The sequence below is a fragment of the Parabacteroides timonensis genome, assembly GCF_900128505.1.
Classification (GTDB): domain Bacteria; phylum Bacteroidota; class Bacteroidia; order Bacteroidales; family Tannerellaceae; genus Parabacteroides; species Parabacteroides timonensis.
Window position 1 is genome coordinate 1552054 of sequence record NZ_LT669940.1, and the last position, 17246, is coordinate 1569299.

15 protein-coding genes are annotated in these 17246 nt (G+C 40.0%); 2 read left to right on the forward strand and 13 right to left on the reverse strand.

All coding sequences use genetic code 11. The features are described 5' to 3' along the window. Positions 1-5 precede the first annotated feature (5 nt). The 3 genes from BQ7394_RS06695 to BQ7394_RS06705 form a co-directional block, all read right to left on the reverse strand. Entirely contained in the window at positions 6-3326 is a 3321-nt protein-coding gene (locus BQ7394_RS06695) for a TonB-dependent receptor (RefSeq protein WP_075556656.1), read from the reverse strand. Between the two features lie 196 nt (positions 3327-3522). Continuing rightward, on the reverse strand, positions 3523-4503 hold the full coding sequence (locus BQ7394_RS06700) for a FecR family protein (protein ID WP_075556657.1): 981 nt from the start codon (positions 4501-4503) through the stop codon (positions 3523-3525). 65 nt (positions 4504-4568) lie between these two features. Then, on the reverse strand, positions 4569-5165 hold the full coding sequence (locus tag BQ7394_RS06705) for an RNA polymerase sigma-70 factor (RefSeq protein ID WP_075556658.1): 597 nt from the start codon (positions 5163-5165) through the stop codon (positions 4569-4571). Positions 5166-5347: 182 nt separating this feature from the next. On the opposite strand from BQ7394_RS06705, the gene BQ7394_RS06710 reads away from it, so the two are divergent. Then, entirely contained in the window at positions 5348-7411 is a 2064-nt protein-coding gene (locus BQ7394_RS06710; RefSeq protein ID WP_075556659.1) for a DNA topoisomerase 3, read from the forward strand. Between the two features lie 95 nt (positions 7412-7506). Here the strand turns inward: BQ7394_RS06710 and BQ7394_RS06715 are convergent, their stop codons facing one another. Further along, entirely contained in the window at positions 7507-7755 is a 249-nt protein-coding gene (locus tag BQ7394_RS06715; RefSeq protein WP_075556660.1) for a hypothetical protein, read from the reverse strand. A 100-nt stretch (positions 7756-7855) separates the two neighbouring features. Here BQ7394_RS06715 and BQ7394_RS06720 point away from each other — a divergent pair, with 100 nt between their 5' ends. Further along, positions 7856-8347, forward strand: a complete 492-nt coding sequence (locus tag BQ7394_RS06720; RefSeq protein WP_075556661.1) for an NUDIX hydrolase — start codon at positions 7856-7858, stop codon at positions 8345-8347. Positions 8348-8521: 174 nt separating this feature from the next. Here BQ7394_RS06720 and BQ7394_RS06725 read toward each other — a convergent pair whose 3' ends face one another. The 9 genes from BQ7394_RS06725 to BQ7394_RS06765 form a co-directional block, all read right to left on the reverse strand. After that, a complete protein-coding gene (locus BQ7394_RS06725) occupies positions 8522-10585 on the reverse strand; it encodes a BT4734/BF3469 family protein (RefSeq protein WP_075556662.1) in 2064 nt (687 codons plus the stop codon). Continuing rightward, positions 10582-11196 carry an HU family DNA-binding protein gene (locus BQ7394_RS06730; protein ID WP_075556663.1) on the reverse strand — a complete coding sequence of 205 codons (615 nt, stop codon included), beginning with the start codon at positions 11194-11196 and terminating at the stop codon, positions 10582-10584. Before BQ7394_RS06730 ends, BQ7394_RS06725 begins: the two co-directional genes overlap by 4 nt. Positions 11197-11672: 476 nt before the next feature. Next, entirely contained in the window at positions 11673-12194 is a 522-nt protein-coding gene (locus tag BQ7394_RS06735; RefSeq protein ID WP_075556664.1) for a hypothetical protein, read from the reverse strand. Between the two features lie 195 nt (positions 12195-12389). Next, on the reverse strand, positions 12390-13232 hold the full coding sequence (locus BQ7394_RS06740; RefSeq protein WP_075556665.1) for an Lcl C-terminal domain-containing protein: 843 nt from the start codon (positions 13230-13232) through the stop codon (positions 12390-12392). Between the two features lie 15 nt (positions 13233-13247). Then, the gene (locus BQ7394_RS06745; protein WP_075556666.1) at positions 13248-13967 is read right to left on the reverse strand and encodes a tetratricopeptide repeat protein; all 720 of its coding nucleotides are present in this window, start codon (positions 13965-13967) and stop codon (positions 13248-13250) included. Positions 13968-14019: 52 nt separating this feature from the next. Next, positions 14020-14595: a hypothetical protein gene (locus tag BQ7394_RS06750; protein WP_075556667.1), complete on the reverse strand. Its 576-nt coding sequence runs from the start codon at positions 14593-14595 to the stop codon at positions 14020-14022. A gap of 201 nt (positions 14596-14796) precedes the next feature. Further along, positions 14797-16068, reverse strand: coding sequence for a hypothetical protein (locus tag BQ7394_RS06755; protein WP_075556668.1), 1272 nt, complete (start codon positions 16066-16068; stop codon positions 14797-14799). Positions 16069-16070: 2 nt separating this feature from the next. Next, positions 16071-16622, reverse strand: a complete 552-nt coding sequence (locus BQ7394_RS06760; protein ID WP_075556669.1) for a retropepsin-like aspartic protease — start codon at positions 16620-16622, stop codon at positions 16071-16073. After that, positions 16619-17245 carry a hypothetical protein gene (locus tag BQ7394_RS06765; protein ID WP_075556670.1) on the reverse strand — a complete coding sequence of 209 codons (627 nt, stop codon included), beginning with the start codon at positions 17243-17245 and terminating at the stop codon, positions 16619-16621. Before BQ7394_RS06765 ends, BQ7394_RS06760 begins: the two co-directional genes overlap by 4 nt. Between the last annotated feature and the right edge of the window lies 1 nt (position 17246).

The window sequence follows — 17246 nt, forward strand, 5'->3', positions numbered from 1 at the left end:
TTCTTTTAAAATGTTAAATTCAAACCTACCAAAAATATTCTCGGAGTCGGGAAGTCGTCTCCCCAGTTCGTATAATGTCCTACACCGTTACCATTCTCCGGATCGAAGCCGTCAAACGATTTACTATGGATCGTAAAGAGGTTCTCTCCGGATACGAACACGCGTGTTCTGAACGATTTTACAGGAACAGTATAACCTAAAGTCAACGAGCGCAATTTCACGAATGACGTATTGGCAACCATCAGATCTGTCATCTCTTCATACGATTCGGACTGGATCAGTGCCGGATATTTCCCCTCTGGATCAGCCCCCAACGTCCAGCGGTTATCATACCAGTGACGGCTCATATTACGGTTGGGGAAACGGTTCTGGAACGACATCGGTGCATGTTGCTTCCTTCCGAAGACACCGGCAAACACGGCATTGAAATCAAATCCTTTCCAGTCGGCAGAAAGGGTAAGACCGGCACTCACCTTGGGGATATAGCTACCTAAGATTGTACGGTCGTCACTATCGATCTTGCCATTACCATCCAAGTCTACATATTTCAAACGTCCGATCTTGGCATTCCCCTGCCCCATCGCTTTATATTTATCGGCTTCTTCCTGGGTCGTGATAACACCTCCGGTCTTATAACCATATAATGCATCAACCGGCTCACCGACACGATTGATCGTCACGCCACCGTAACTACCGATAGAGGTAACTTCTTCCGTTACACCTTCACTCAACTTCTTGATTTCATTATGCAGGAAAGAAACGTTTCCGGAGACACTAAACGTGAAATCCCTTACCTTGCCGTTATATCCTACTTCAAGGTCAAAACCACGGTTCTGAACTTTTGCATAGTTCACGTTCGGTGCAGTCATACCCACAGAGAGCGGTAATACCATGCTGCGCAAAATACCATCCGTACTCTTGATAAAATAATCGGCTGTCATAAACAGTTTACCGTTCAGTAACCCCAGATCGACACCGATATTGGTCATCGTTGTCGTTTCCCATTTCAGTTTCCTGTTAGACAAAGCAGTCTGGCTGTATCCGTAATATAAAATCTGGTTATTTCCGCCATTACCCAACATCACTTTCTGGCTTTCCACCGCAGCAATGGTCGGATACCATGAACCGATCGACTGGTTTCCTAATTGTCCCCACGATGCTCTCAATTTCAGAGAACTAATCGACTTCACCGAGAAGAAATCTTCTTCGGAGATACGCCAGGCACCGGAGAAAGAAGGGAAAACACCCCAACGTTCGCCCCCTTTGAAACGGGAAGAACCGTCAGCCCTTAAATTGACAGAGAAAAGATATCTTCCGGCATAATCGTAATTGACACGTCCGAACCAGGAAGCCAACGCCAGCTGGCTCTTTCCTCCCTCCAACGTCCGATCGATAGAGTTTGTACCTCCATTGATCACATGCATATTATCTACTTCGGAAACAAAATCCTTTACGACACCTTTCAGGTTATCCTTCGAAAACAGCTGCTGGGAAAAACCGCCCATAGCATTGATTGTATGTTTACCAAAGACCTTGTCAAAATAGAGCAAATAATCCGTTACCCACATAAACTCCTTCTGACGGTTCTCCGAATAGCTATTCTGGTTATTGGTCTGTCCCCCGTCACTGAAAAGAGGCATAAATGCTTTATCTTCCGAATAGACCATATCAATACCTCCATTAAAACGGAACTTTAACCAGTCGGTGAACTTATATTCCACGAATAGATTATCCAATACGCGGTAATTATCGTTCGTAGGTGTGTTCCAACCCACTTCGGCGATGGCATTCTTGGAACTGGTATAGGCCGGATCGGGCTCTCCGTAGCTACCATCCGCATCATAAGCCGGGATGATCGGCGCATTGAAAATAACGTCGGAGTAACGGTTGTCTTTACTGCCTTTCGTGTTGCGGTATGCCAGATGCACATTGTTACCGATTGTCAGGCGACTATTGACCTGTCCTTCTATATTGGCACGTAAAGATGCTTTCTGGAAACCGGTATTGATGGCAATACCATCCTGATTCAGATATTCGGCAGAAAGATAATAACGAGTTTTTTCACCTCCTCCCGATACACTGGTATTTATATTATAAGTTGGTGCCGAGCTATAAATATAATCACTCCATTTGGTTCCTTTACCGAATGTCGAAGGATCGATACCATCAAACTTGGTGGTCGGACTTCCTCCGTCGATCGCTTGTTTATTATCACGCATTTCCTGAATGGCTGAAACAAATTCTTCCGCAGTCAGCAGATCCATAATATTGGAAGCTGTTTGCATACCCCATGTTGCATTAACGGAAACTTTTGCTGCACCGGTAGAACCCTTCTTGGTTGAAATCAAAATAACCCCATTGGCTGCACGTGATCCGTAGATAGCAGCAGAAGAAGCATCTTTCAAAACGTTCACAGTTTCGATATCACCGGGATTCAAAGTCTCAAAACCGGATGTAACAGGAACCCCGTCAATAATGATAAGCGGATTACTGTCGCTACCGCTACCGAAAGTCCCGACCCCACGTATCTTGATAGATGTCTCAGCTCCGGGGAAACCGCTGTTGCTCAGGACAGACATACCCGACATCTTTCCCTGTAAAGCTCCTCCGACTGAAATATTCGAATTGGTAGCCAGATTTTCACCGCTCAGGACAGAAGCAGCTCCCATCAAATCTTTTTTCTTCATCGTGCCATACCCGACAACTACGACCTCTTCCAGGTTCTGTGCATCGACCTGCAACTTAAGATTATGGACCGTTTTATTACCCACTTTTATTTCCTGCGGAAGATATCCGATATAAGAAACAAGCAGGACATCATCATTACCGGCCTCAATTGCATACTTTCCGTTCAGGTCTGTGACCGTACCGTTCGTTGTTCCTTTGATAACAATATTCGCGCCAATGACAGGTTCCCCGTTTTCATCAACTATTATCCCGGAAACAGGACGTAATGATTGAGAGGAAGAAGATGCAGGTCCTCCTACCGCTTTCTTACTAACAGAAATGGTATTATCCGTTCTGTCGAAATGTAATCCGGCCTGCTTCGTTATTTCTGCCAATACAGTAGAAAGGGAAGCATCCCGAAAGTTTAAACTTAGCGATTGATTCGCTTTAAGAACTGTTTCTCCATAAAAGAATTTTAAGCCTGTCTTTTCGGATATCTCCTTAAAAATCTTTTCTACAGGCTGATTCTGTACTTGAATTGTTATTTTCTCTGACTGGTTCGGTTGGGCGGCCAAAGGCTGTAAACACAAAATTGCTAAAAAAACAAAATGTACGAAATAACCGGCCCAGCGATACTTCTTATTAGTTAGGAAGTTCATAACTTTGGGAGTTTAATTGTTGTTTTAAATAGAAATATTAAAAACGACTCCGTATAAAATAATACCGGGAGTGGACGCTTGGTATTATTTTACAGGAATTTTGAAAGGAAGGTCTGCTGCAGGTCTTCCTTTTCTTTGGTGCTTTTTCAGGTTGTATCTTTCATAACATTTTCGATTAACAGGTTAATAATAGACTTTATTTATAGAGTATAATTTTATCGCCCTCCTTGCGGTACTTTATATCCGTAGAATACTGGATAGACTTAAGAACCGATTCCAGACTTTTATTATCATGTTCTCCATATACATAATTGTCATAAGGTACATTGCCGGAAAACTCAATCTTACAGTTATACATTCGCTCCAGTTCTTTTGCAACGCTACGGATCGGCGTCTTGTTAAAATACAGACCTCCATCGATCCAGACTGTTGCATGACGTGCACTTTCATTCCGCTTCTGTATCTCCCCGTTTTTCCTGGAAAAGACAAGCTGCTCATCCGGTAACAAACGCATCATAGCATCCGTCATATCCACCTGCACTTTCCCGGATCGTACACTCACCAGGATCTGTTCGTCAGCATCATAGGCTTTTACATTGAATGAGGTACCCAATACCTTTACACTGGCATCTTTAGTGGAAACGATAAACGGTTTATCTTCGTCATGCTCCACTTCGAAAAAGGCCTCCCCATCCATTTCTATCCGACGGAAATCTTGTGTAAACCGTTCCGGATATTTCATAAAAGAGCCGGCATTCAATACGACTTTCGTTCCATCCGGTAGGATAATCCGTTTATGTTCCCCGTTTTTAACCCGTATTTCCGTATATGCCATATTCTGTAAATCCGTTACTCTTGAGAACTGATAGACTCCTAATCCCACAGAAACAACAAGAGCCAGCATAGCGGCATATTTTAATAATGAAACGAATGGGAATTTCTTCTCTTCCTTACGGATACGGTTTAATAATATACGTGCCTCCATCGTATACCGTTCATGTTGAAGAGATGTTGTTTCCTCCTCCTGTGCCACCTGCCATACCTGATCCATTTCATCATCCACCTGCTTCGTATGTTGTTGCGTACGAAACAGGTCTATGATCCGGTCAGCATCTTTACGGGTATATATTCCGTTTACAAATCGTTTTAAAATAGTATTTTGTTTCAATTGCTCCATCTCTTTTTACGTGTATATAAATAGTACAGAGATAAGGGGTACAACTGGGATACCGTTAACTTTTATTATATATTTAAGCAGAATAGAAGTAACAGCAAGTCTGTATATGTCCCGGCATATTTAGCCAGGTAAATGCGGATTATCTTTAATGAAGCAGAGATATGCTGCTGAACCGTATAAACAGAAATACCTAATTCGTCGGCTATTTCTTTATGCGATTTCATCTCTTTCCTGCTCATGTCGAATATCCTCCGTTGTTGGGTGGTCAGATTCATTAGGGCTTTCTCCAACAATCCGTTCAAATCTGCATCCAAAATGGCTTCCTCCGTATCATTCGTGATTTCCACTGCCGCCGATAAGATTTTATTCTTTAGTTGTTGTTCTTTATCGATGCCGGCAAGCACATTCAATATCCTGTTCTTTACAATAGTATAAATATAGGGTGCAAACGGGGATTCCGGATTCAGAAAACGGCGATTCTGCCACACAGAGGCAAAAGCATCCTGATAAATATCTTCTGCGAATTCTTTAGACTTCAGAAACGTCATGGCAAAATACATCAGTCTGTTCTTATACAATGCGTATAATTCACAGAATGCTGTCTCATCATTATTGAGTAATCCTGCTATTAATTTACGTTCCTGTTCCGAGTTGATATACATCCTATTTATAAATATCTCGTTCTTGTTTACAGATTCCTTTCCAGTCGTCAAATATAAAAAGATTCCATTATATCCCCTATTACATTTGGAAGAAGTATTTGTTTCGGTTGTAACTTTCTTATGGAAATCTCAGCAGGAAAGCGTACATTTGTGTGTTTTTTTACGAAAGGATTAGATTGCAGATGAAAGTATGTATTGCTGAAAAACCGAGTGTGGCACGCGAGATTGCGGAAGTACTGGGGGCTACAAAAAAGATGAACGGGTATATTGAAGGAAACGGATATCAGGTTACCTGGACATTCGGACATCTGTGTACACTGAAGGAGCCTCATGACTATGCCGACGAGTGGAAACGATGGAGCCTGAGCGCCCTGCCCATGATCCCGCCCCGCTTCGGTATCAAACTGATCAGCAACCCTACTTACGAGCAACAGTTCAAAGTGATAGAAACCCTCATGCAGAATGCTGAAATGGTGATCAACTGCGGTGATGCCGGCCAGGAAGGGGAATTGATACAACGTTGGGTGATGCAGAAAGCCGGCTGTACCTGCCCGGTCTATCGGTTGTGGATCTCTTCTCTGACCGAAGAGGCCATCCGCGAAGGGTTCCAACATCTGAAAGAACAAACCGAATTCAAGACATTATATGAAGCCGGATTGTCACGGGCTATCGGTGACTGGCTATTGGGAATGAATGCAACCCGGCTCTATACAATACGGTACGGACAAAACCGGCAGGTATTATCCATCGGACGGGTTCAGACACCGACACTGGCCCTGATCGTAAACCGCCAGGCAGAGATCGACAATTTCAAACCCGAACCTTATTGGGAATTGAAAACAATCTACCGGAATACGACCTTCTCTGCTACAAAAGGTAAATTTACCAAGAAAGAGGAAGGGGAAGCTTTTCTCGAAGTAGTGCAAAAGGAGGATTTCACCGTCACTGACATTTCAGAAAAGAAAGGGAAGGAATATGCTCCCAGGCTTTTTGACCTGACTTCATTGCAGGTGGAATGTAATAAAAAGTTTGCTTTCACCGCCGACGATACATTGAAGTTGATCCAGTCGCTCTATGAAAAGAAAGTGACGACCTATCCCCGTGTGGATACCACTTTCCTGAGTGAAGATATCTATCCGAAAGTTCCGAATACCCTAAAGGGTCTGGTCGATTATACCGAGTTGACAGCTCCGGTGCTGGCTGCTAAAATCGCTAAAAGCAAAAGGGTGTTCGACAACTCGAAAGTAACCGATCACCATGCAATCATTCCGACAGGGGTTCCTGCCCGTAACCTGACGGAAAATGAACGGAAAGTATACGACCTGGTAGCCCGTCGTTTCATTGCCGCCTTTTATCCGGATTGTGACATCTCCACGACTACCGTACTGGGTAAGGTCGACAAAGTGGATTTCAAAGTAACGGGAAAGCAGATACTCAAACCGGGATGGCGTGTCGTATTCGGTGCCGAACAAAAAGATCCGGATGCCGAACCGACCGAAGAAGAAGGTGTATTACCTGATTTCGTGAAAGGTGAAAGCGGTCCGCATAAACCGATTTTAAAAGAGACATGGACAACACCTCCCAAACCTTATACCGAAGCGACTTTGCTTCGTGCCATGGAAACAGCAGGTAAGTTGGTCGACAATGATGAACTGCGCGACGCCCTGAAGGAAAACGGTATTGGCCGTCCTTCCACACGTGCCGCCATTATCGAGACACTGTTCAAACGAAACTATATTCGCAAGGAGCGTAAAAACTTATTCCCTACGGCTACCGGCGTCGAACTGATCGGTACCATACATGAGGAGCTGCTCAAAAGTGCCGAACTGACCGGTCTATGGGAAAAGAAACTGCGTCAGATCGAACGGGGTACGTATGAAGCCAGAACATTCCTGGAAGAATTGAAACAGATGGTCAACCAGGTTGTCATCAACGTGCTGTCCGATCAGTCTACCCGCACGATCACCATCGAGGAGGCTGCCAAAGAAGCTCCGAAAGCAGAAAAAGGGACTAAAGAGGAGAAAAAGGAAAAGAAACCTCGTAAGCCACGTGCTAAGAAGGAAGAGAAACCGAAAGAAATAGAAAAACCTGTTTGTCCGATCTGTAAGAAAGGAAATATCCTGCGGGGAAAAACGGCATACGGCTGTTCCGAATATAAAAACGGTTGCACGTTCCGTCTGGATTATGCGACTTATGGAGAAGGGTTATCGGATAAGGAATTAGTGGATGTTATAAAAGCATTATAATGGCCCTATCAGTTGTCATTATAATGCTCTTTCGCTTGTACTAGAGAAGGAAGCAATATCCACCTTAGCTTTCTCAGTAATAATCAGTTTATATTTCATAAACCAAGCAACTCTTTCTGAAGTTCAGGTGTCAACTCCACGACTTCTCCGTTTTCCTTCTGTTGCACAGATTTCCGGAAATGCGCCAAGTTTGCTGGGTTGGTAAAGAAAGGATCTTCTTTCGGAGTAGTAATACGTTTGATAGAGGCTTTTACTTTCTTTACTAAATCCATATCATCCAAGGCTAATACAATTCTTGCCAATTCAGCTTTTTCAGCTTCCAGGGCCATAGTTGATTTTGTCATAGTTATTTCTTTTATTGTGTCCTTTGCAAAAGTAATAATTAAAATCCATATTCCAACCTCCTTTATTCCTTATCTTTGCATGCTCAAAATACAGAAAAAGATGAAAGAAGAATGGTTCCCTCTGGTCAACGAAGAGGGAGAAACAATAGGTAAGGCGACTCGCCGGGAATGCCATAGTGGGAGTAAACAATTACACCCAGTCATCCACCTGCATATTTTTAATGATGCGGGAGAATTGTATCTGCAAAAGCGTTCGATGAATAAAGATATCCAGCCGGGTAAATGGGATACGGCTGTCGGCGGACATATCGATTATGGTGAAACAGTAGAGGATGCGCTTCGCCGGGAAGTTCGGGAAGAATTAGGTATAACCGAGTTTACACCACAATTCATCACCCGCTATGTTTTCGAATCGGCCATCGAAAAAGAACTGGTCAATACATTTCGTACCGTTTATAACGGAGAAATCCAACCGGATGCCGAAGAGTTGGATGGCGGACGCTTCTGGCCGATGGAAGAGATAAAAGCCAATCTGGGGAAAAGCGTGTTTACTCCCAATTTCGAACAGGAGTTTCAACGGTTGTTCTTATAACATATTAAAAATAGCATAAAAACCATTCACCGTTCACCTCATAACAACCTACATCTTGCAAAACAAGGCATTATAACATAAAATACCAGGTGAATGGTTTGCTCAAAAAGTGAACGGTTGATATCAACCATTCACCTCCAGTTCTTATCATATATGAGCTATCTACAATGTCAGTTACCATTCTTTCCTCACCAAACAATAATAATTTCCAGTTTTTGTATGCACCTTTCTAATACCTGAAGCATTTAATATCTTACCGAAACGGCAAGCAGAAGTATTACTGAACTTCCGTTTGGATCGCTCCGAAATAATATCCAACAACTCGACAGAGGTAAACCGTTCTCCCTTCTCCTCTTCTTCAGGTAAACGAAAATAGGAAAACAGATATTGCATCTCCAAGGGTTCATCCTGAAATCCAACATTGCTCTGCGTCAGTAACCGTTCCTCTTCCGTATTCAACCAATAACGTTCACCTGAACGGATCGCATGGAGTGCCTGCGCATACAACTGCTCATACTCTACAGGAGAAGAAACATCGATCACCCCAGTCACCTTCACACAGATATAACGACGACTTCCGGTAGGATCAGTCAGCAACTCCATCGGATTGGCTGTAGCAGAAAAGGAAGCCAAACGCCTCATCTGCTGAAATGTCTTCTGATGCGGACGGCGCACTTTCACTTCCGGTTTCTGAATCAAATGTTTCAGATCTGCCTGATACTTCCGACTCAAACGGTCGAATTCATCTATTGTAATCAACAGATTCTGGGACATCAGTAGTTCAGCTTCACTCTTATTCTCCAAATTGATACTTTCCGCATGATAATCTCTTAACACAGGTGGAAGGAGTAAACGGAAAAATGTCGATTTCGAAATACCTTGTCCGCCAACCAATACCGGCACCAGACTATTGGCATACAACCGGTCTGTTTTTTGCCAATGGGCAACCATACTGACAAACCAGAGATAGAACCGGTTCCGCCATTCCGCATCCAGAGTCGGCACTGTATCAGCCAATGCACGTATCCGGTCTTTCCCATCCCATACCGGTAAATTATACAGAAACTCCTCCAACGGATTATAATCAGGAACCCGTGGCGAATAGATATAGCGGCGCACATCCTTATCCCAGATATCGAGCCCTTCCTCCATCGCATTCAGGCAAATGCCATTCAGTACTTCCGCTGTCATCGGCCGGAAACGAAAGCAGAACGAGTGTTTCTCCCTATATTCCACCTCCCCGATAATCTCGTTCTTGCGAAACTCATACCGCCGCTTCAAAAACTCCTCCATCCGTGCCAACAAGTTCATTGGCTGCGGCAGGCAAGGCTTCTTTCCAAACGACTTACGGGAAAGATACACGTTATGAACCGTCAGCCTCAACAAATTCTGATCGCGTAAATTCCATACCCGGAAATAAAGCCAGCGCACGACATCTTCCTCCGGAACACCCGAATCAAAACAAAGTGCACTGACAGTTGCTATAAAATCTTTCGGTTCCTTTTCTTCCCAGCCAGGTCCATGTTCGCGATACACCTGATTCAAGCAAGTTTCGAAAAGCATTTCAATCTTTTTACGTTGTTCCACACCAGGAAGGATACGTGCCAACGGATCATCGGAAAGTTGTATCTGCTGCGTATATCCGGGATCTTTAGGCATCGTCAGCGGCTGTTCCATTCGGACAGGCAATGAATCGGGATTATAAAAGCATTCCGGATCATACGACAAACGACAGCCCCGGTCAAGCAACGGTTCTTTAAAATCGACTACCCATTGCAACTGTGCCTGATAATGCAATACCGCCCTACGATAGGCATGCGCATGGAAACAGGCCGCTTTCTCCTGTTCTATCGGCAACAAGCCGTCAGGTAAAGTATAACGAACCAACACTTTCACACTCAATCCGCTTGAACCGATAAAAGCCAATAAAGGTTGGTTATACTTTACAATCTCATCACGCAGTCGCCTGGCTTCCGAAAGATTGGCCAAACGATTGAATTCCAACAAAACCAAGCCATTATAATGTTTCCATACCCGATCCTTATAACCGGATGCAAAGATCACAGCCGCGATTTTCTCTGCATCTGCCACACGACCTCCCAGAGAACAATATGGGATCATTTCACGCATATTCTTCACTGGCTTAGCCTGAGCAGCATCCTTTATCCGCTCCACGACGGATGACAGTTCCACCAGTCTGCCGGAACTCAAATTCCCTTTCAACAATGTTATTTTCATTCTGCCTCCCCTTTCTCCGGTAAAACATAAACTGCAATTTTCGGCCCTCCCAGACGAACAATACGCTTTTCTTCCCTTAGTTGCTTCAGGTCGCCCTGTGCAATATAACGTGAACAAACATTCACTCCCATACAATCGGAACTGCTGATATCCCTGTGATTCGACAGATATCGGAGGATACGCTCCTGCCGTTGTTGCGGAGTATAAGCATCCTTCCTTCTATAATCGCTTGCCCTCTCAAAATGCATGGAACTCATCTCCTTCTTTAGTTCTTTACAAGCCCGGAAAGTAACTTTCGAAAACTGTATACTTTCCGCCCTGATTTCTTTCGGATTACGTATGGGTGGACATTTGGCGGTGACACTAAACAGCCCTATTCCTTCGATCTCCACCGAATCGCCATCCTTTAGTGCCTGAACCAGCTCTTCTTTAAAAGTAGCCATCATCCCCTTCACCTCTCCTTCATTAAAAGTAGTACGATCGGCAATCTTCCTACATAACTTATCGAAACGCAATACTTGCCCTTCCACAATGCGGGCATGCAATACTCCTTCTTCTTCTTTCTGACTCGGAGAATGGGGATTTTTGTAAAACAGATACTTAGCTGGCATATACAATTTATTTTTACTCCTTACCTCACTAGTAAGTAGGGAGTTAATTAGTACTATTTAAGGCAAACCCTATTATTCATTTACTTAACGACCAAGGTCAACAACCTTACTGAGCATTATCACAAAGCTTAACGACGGAGATCGCAAAGGTTAACGATGCTCATCCTTTGGTTTATAAGTCATAGCTAAAGATATAGATTATTATTGGTTTTATAATTATATATAAGGAGAAAAGTGATAATTATTTGAAGTGCCGGAGAAGATGATATTAAAAAGGTGAACGGTTTAAGCCAACCATTCACCTTTTCGAGTAACCATTCACCGAGTATTCACCTGGTTAAATAACCATTAATCAACAAATTAAGCATAAACTGATGAAAGGTGAAGGATATATACATATTTTCAATTAGAACAATTAATCATCCAGCAATCCTAAAATACAGACTAAAGACACAACTACCTTATTTAATCCGCCACTAATAATAACCTAAATAAAAAGGCTGGATAAAATGTCCATCCCGATCAAGAACAGCAGAAATCCAAGTATCCGGCTCTACCCCAAAACCATCTTCATCACCATGACTACCTTCTTTCAAAACTTTTCGCGCAACGAACTTATCAGGAGATAGTCGACAGATCTCTGCATATACAAAACCATTTTTATTACTTTCTGCCACAAAGTCCCAAAAGGCATGATATTCGCGACAAACTTCCAGTGCGTCACATATACCCCATTTCCTTTTCGCTTCATTTTCTTCTTCAAGCATTTGTTCCCAGGAATAATATGTAAATGAGTCTTTATTTACTTCCAAATAGGTAGAAACAGACCGGATATCAAGAGATGTCAATACCTCACAAACATCTCCCCAACTAATTCCTTTTGGAAGCCAATAATGATCACTATAACAATAAGCATCTCTTCCCCAATATTTTTTCAACAAGCGTTCTTTTTCTTCGTCTGTTTTTGCTTGCTTTAATTGTTCTATTTTCTTATTCATCCTATGTCTCCTTCTACATAAAAAATGATAATATATCCATCTGATCATATATTATTCATCCTCATCAAATTATATTTATAACAGAGATAGTAGCCGTCATCTTCTCCACATCCTGATTGATGCCGATCTGAGTAAACCAAAACTTTCACACCTTTTCCAATAAACCCGGAAGACATAGATTCTAGTATTTTTACTTCAAAACTTACGAATTAATCTTACTAAATTCTCTTTATTCTTTTTTTGTCCCATGTTACCTTCTGTTACATTATTAGAAAAATCAATTATATATGCAATATCAGCATACTCTCCACTCATTTCACTAGAAGTCCAATAAAAATGACTCTTTATGTTTTTTAGATACTCCTTATTTTTTTGAAGTAATTTCCCCTCCTCCAAAGAAGGAATATACCAATCCTCAAAACCATTATACTTAAAACCTCCTTTAAACCAATATCCCATCTCCGATTCACTGTTAGACTTCCCCGCAAGTAGCGAAGTATTAACCATACCGTCTGAATTGGAGACGCCAAGCCCATCTGTTGGTCCCCAAATAAACAAAGTTCGGTCTATTCCCACCATGTCTCTATCAGAGGCAATCAAACCATGTTTTCCTTCCATATCTAATGAAAAGATCGTTCCTCCCTGGTACATATCCCCTAAATTAAGTTTCAAATCAACAGATGCAGGTAGTGATGTATAAGCAACCTTATTACTATTAGACTCGACTTCCGCACTTATATAATATTTTCCCGCTGCCATATCGTGAGGAGTATACTTTACAGAAAATGGATATTGTTTCACTTCTCCTATCTGCATCTTTTCCAGTCCATCAGTAAAAGACGCTTCCGAATACATCCAAAAAACAACACTCTTTACTTCACTATCTTCTCCTACTCCAAAACAGACTTCAAACTCTTCTCCATTTTGTATTGATTCAGGAGAGACTATTTGACACAAATAGACATTCTGTTCTTCACTACAAGAGTTAAAAATAATACTTGCCAACAAACAGGTTAAAAACAGATAATACTTTTTCATCTTTTTATTATTTATCTAATTATTAATCTCTCTTTCCAGTTCTTTAGCTTTTACCTCACTTTTTTCTACCCCAAGACCTTCCCGATAGCATTTTATCAGATTTTTCTTTCCTGAAAGACTTCCTTTTTGAGCAGCAGCATTAAACAAGATAAAAGCTTGTTCTTCATCTTTATCAAAACCTTTTCCATATAAAAGACAAACTCCTAATAACACTTTCGCATCCAAATTGCCTTGATTCGATGACTTCTGAAGATATTCTATAGCCGTTTCATAATTTTGTTTCACTCCTTTACCTTCATAATAAAAAAGGCCCATCAAATATTGAGCTTTGGCATCTCCTAATTGTGCTGACTGTTTTGCCCATTTTACAGCGGGAATCATATCATTATTATTATTGTAATGAACAGCCAAGTTTGCTTGTGCCCCTGCATGTCCTTGCAAAGCTGCAGCTTTAGTCCATTTCAGTGCTTCTACCTCTTTTCTATCAACAAAATACATATACCCAAGCTGATATTGAGCATTCATATATCCTTGGCTGGCAGACCTCGTCAACCATTCGATAGACAAAGCCGGATTATAGGAACTTTTACCTTCTTCAATATAAAAAAGCCCCAATTCATATTGAGAGACAGCATCTCCTCCTCTTGCTGCTTCTATAAGCTTTTCAGATTGAGCAGATACACTAAATACACTCAACAGCCCAACGAACAAAACTGTTAAAATATTTTTTTTCATTTCTAATTATATTATTATGTTAGTTATTATTACATTATTCATAATAAGCCAATCAATACAATTCAGCCGTTAACGAACTTATCTGATCACGATAAGTTTGTATTAGCTTTTGTTGTTCTATGATCAACATCATACTTGTTGCCGATGGATTTTTCTCATTACTTCGTTCATAATTACGTAAACTACGTTCTGCATCCTTCAATTTATATTCCAACTCCGAAATACGAGCTCTGATACCCGCTTTATTTGAATTATTATTATAGTCAGGAATATAATCCGGCATATCAATACCCTGATTTGTTGAATAAATCCAATAAACAGACTGTCCGTTACTATATACTACATAAAGTTTCTCACCTGATTGCCACAGCCAGTCGTTGGCTGGTCCTAATTCAAAAGACCCATTATTTTCAAGGGAGTCAAGAGTATACTCCTGTTGTTGCCCCAACATTTCATTGACGCAGTAAACCTTCAAATTAAACAGACTTCTACCCGACACATTAATACCTCTAAAATAAATGTACGCTTGCCCTTGAAAGTTACCTGTATAAAAACTTCCTTTTATCTGTGAAAAACTATTTGCACAAATAAATAACACCGCAATTACATATAAATACCTCTGATTCATATTCTTTATTTTTATCTATTAGATATTCTAGTCCTACTTAAAAGATTTTATCAAATACCCTTTATCCAAAAATAGCCGATTTATCTCAAACGTTACCTAAAAATTAGATATTTCATACATAAAACTCATATTCAGCTTTCCCAAAAAAATCTTTCATACAACCTCCAAATGACTTTTAGAATCAATGACCTTTGATGATATTTAATATATAGTAAATGTTTTTGCTTTTAAACACACATTATTATACCATATTTCATAACGATATGAGCCACTACACCAATACCCACGGTTCCTTCCTCCCCATCCGGGTAGCTTAACTGTATTATTCCCTGAATATACAGTCACATCACATGAATAAGTATAGCCATTTGGTGATATTGTTGCATTAGAAAACATCCCATCAGAAGTATAAAGCCTTACATATAGTGTTATTGATACTTCCTTTAGTCCCTTATAATATAAACAAGGAGCTAAAAACATCGTATTTTTGCTGTAAATTACAGCACCATAATCAGTTTCCAAATTAAAGTCATTATCAACATTTCCAACCTCTACACTATCGATAATAAAAGGAAATACATTTGTAAGCAAAGATTTAAAATTTGAATATTCAGATTCTATATTTTCTTTTTCACAATTTAACATTCTTATTGAGTCCTTTCTCAAAACATTTACTTGCTCGGATTCTTCCAACATTTTTTGCGTTTGTTCAAGTATATTTTTCGTATTATTTAAGTTAACATTTAGAAAAAACAGACCACAGCTACATATAATCATCAGTAAAAAAAGCAGTATCACCTTATTATATTGCTTCTTCTGTCGCTTGAGCTTGACTATTTCGTCTTGAAGTTTTTCAATTTCTTTCTTAGCTGCAATGTTTTGCTCTCGGATAGAAGTTATCACTTGATGAATATAGCCGTTTTCAATTCCCATATCATCACTCACAAATACAGTGTTATACTGATTGCTTAGTAAAATTATTTCAGAATCTGTAGAATTGATATCTATAGTGTCTGATGACTTCACACCATTATAAATGGTCTTTAATACCTCTATTTCATATTTTTCTTCATTAACTTCAAGTTCAGTATTTATAAATACTTTTAAACTTTCAATCTCTTTAATTTCTTCACTGAACAATTTAATATTAAATTGTAATTCTCCATTCGCTACATACCTAATTATTCTCCCTGAATTAACTAACCGCTCCTCAATAATAAGTCGAAATAATTTTATAAGCTGTTTTGGTTTCAACAATCGTATATTATTAAATATCAAACAAAAACCAATAAAATTATTACTACCAATCTGCTCTGTATAAACATATTGAATCAGATTCATTTCTCGGTGAATCACTAAGCGAGAACCTTTCAAGTTTTTTTGCATTCCAACAAGAATTGGAGCAGTATAATCATCAGGATATTGATTATATCGTCCCTCAGGTGTTCCTAAAATATAGAAATTGAAATTCATTGCTATTTTTCAAATACTATTATTCCTGCCGATTCATCGAATGTATGCTTAGGAAGATTACTGATTATATTTTGTCCGATAAGCAAAGGCGCTTGTGCATTTGCCGATATGGTAGCTGCCACATCTTTTAAAATCAGATATTTATTATCTTGACCTTGTATATATATTTCTTTAATAATAAACACTGCTTCTTCCGTAGTAGAACCATCTGCCAATCCAGCTGTAATTGTCCCATTAAAATCCTCCGAACTTATTTTGCCTTCTTTGACCAATTTTTGGAGTTCAAGTTTCGATATGCAAGTTATTGATGCACCCGTATCCCACCACATATTAAAAGGTACACCATTTAGGGAAATCTGTATTTCGGCTAATCCAGAGTTGGTCCGTTTAAATGGTACCAAGACTTGTTCTCCACTGAGAGTAATTTCTTTCACTATGGAATTGTCAATATTTCCTCCCCATACATCATCTCTACTTGATGGTTTCTGCCCACTACCGCACGAGGTACAGACCAATATTAAAACAGTAAAAATTAAAGTTAACTTTTTCATCATTCAAAATATATTAGAAATTTATTATATCTTTCTGTGAGAATTGGTCGAAAAAAAGCTTTTTGATTTTCAGAAAGTGATGACATATCCATAGCTTCAATCTCAGTAATCATCTTATCTAGCTCATAAACATCTTTTTCAATTTCATCGCGTATTATACTTTGGGAATCTGTATTATTCAATATAGATAACCTAGTAGCAATATCCTCTACTTTTTTTTCTACACTCTCTATTTTAATGCGAAGTTCAGTTATTCCCTTTATCACCCCTATATGTTGTTTCAAACATAAAGGTATACTGTCAACTGATATAAGAGGTTCAAAAAAGACAATAGTATCGGGGGATAATAACAAACGAATCCTATCTATTTCACATTTTAAAGACGTTTTTGTATTCTTCAATTTTGATAGTTCATTTGTTAGTTGTGTAGTAAGCATATTATAATCACCAACTTGAGCAGATAAAGTATCTATTAATACGTCTTTCTTTTTAATATCTCTAATAAGAGAATCACGAAAAGCAATACGATTTACGACACATTTAATTAACGTATCATCAGATTTGCTTTGAGCATATAAATTAGCCACATTTAGCAATATTAAAAATATCAATATATTTTTTCTCATT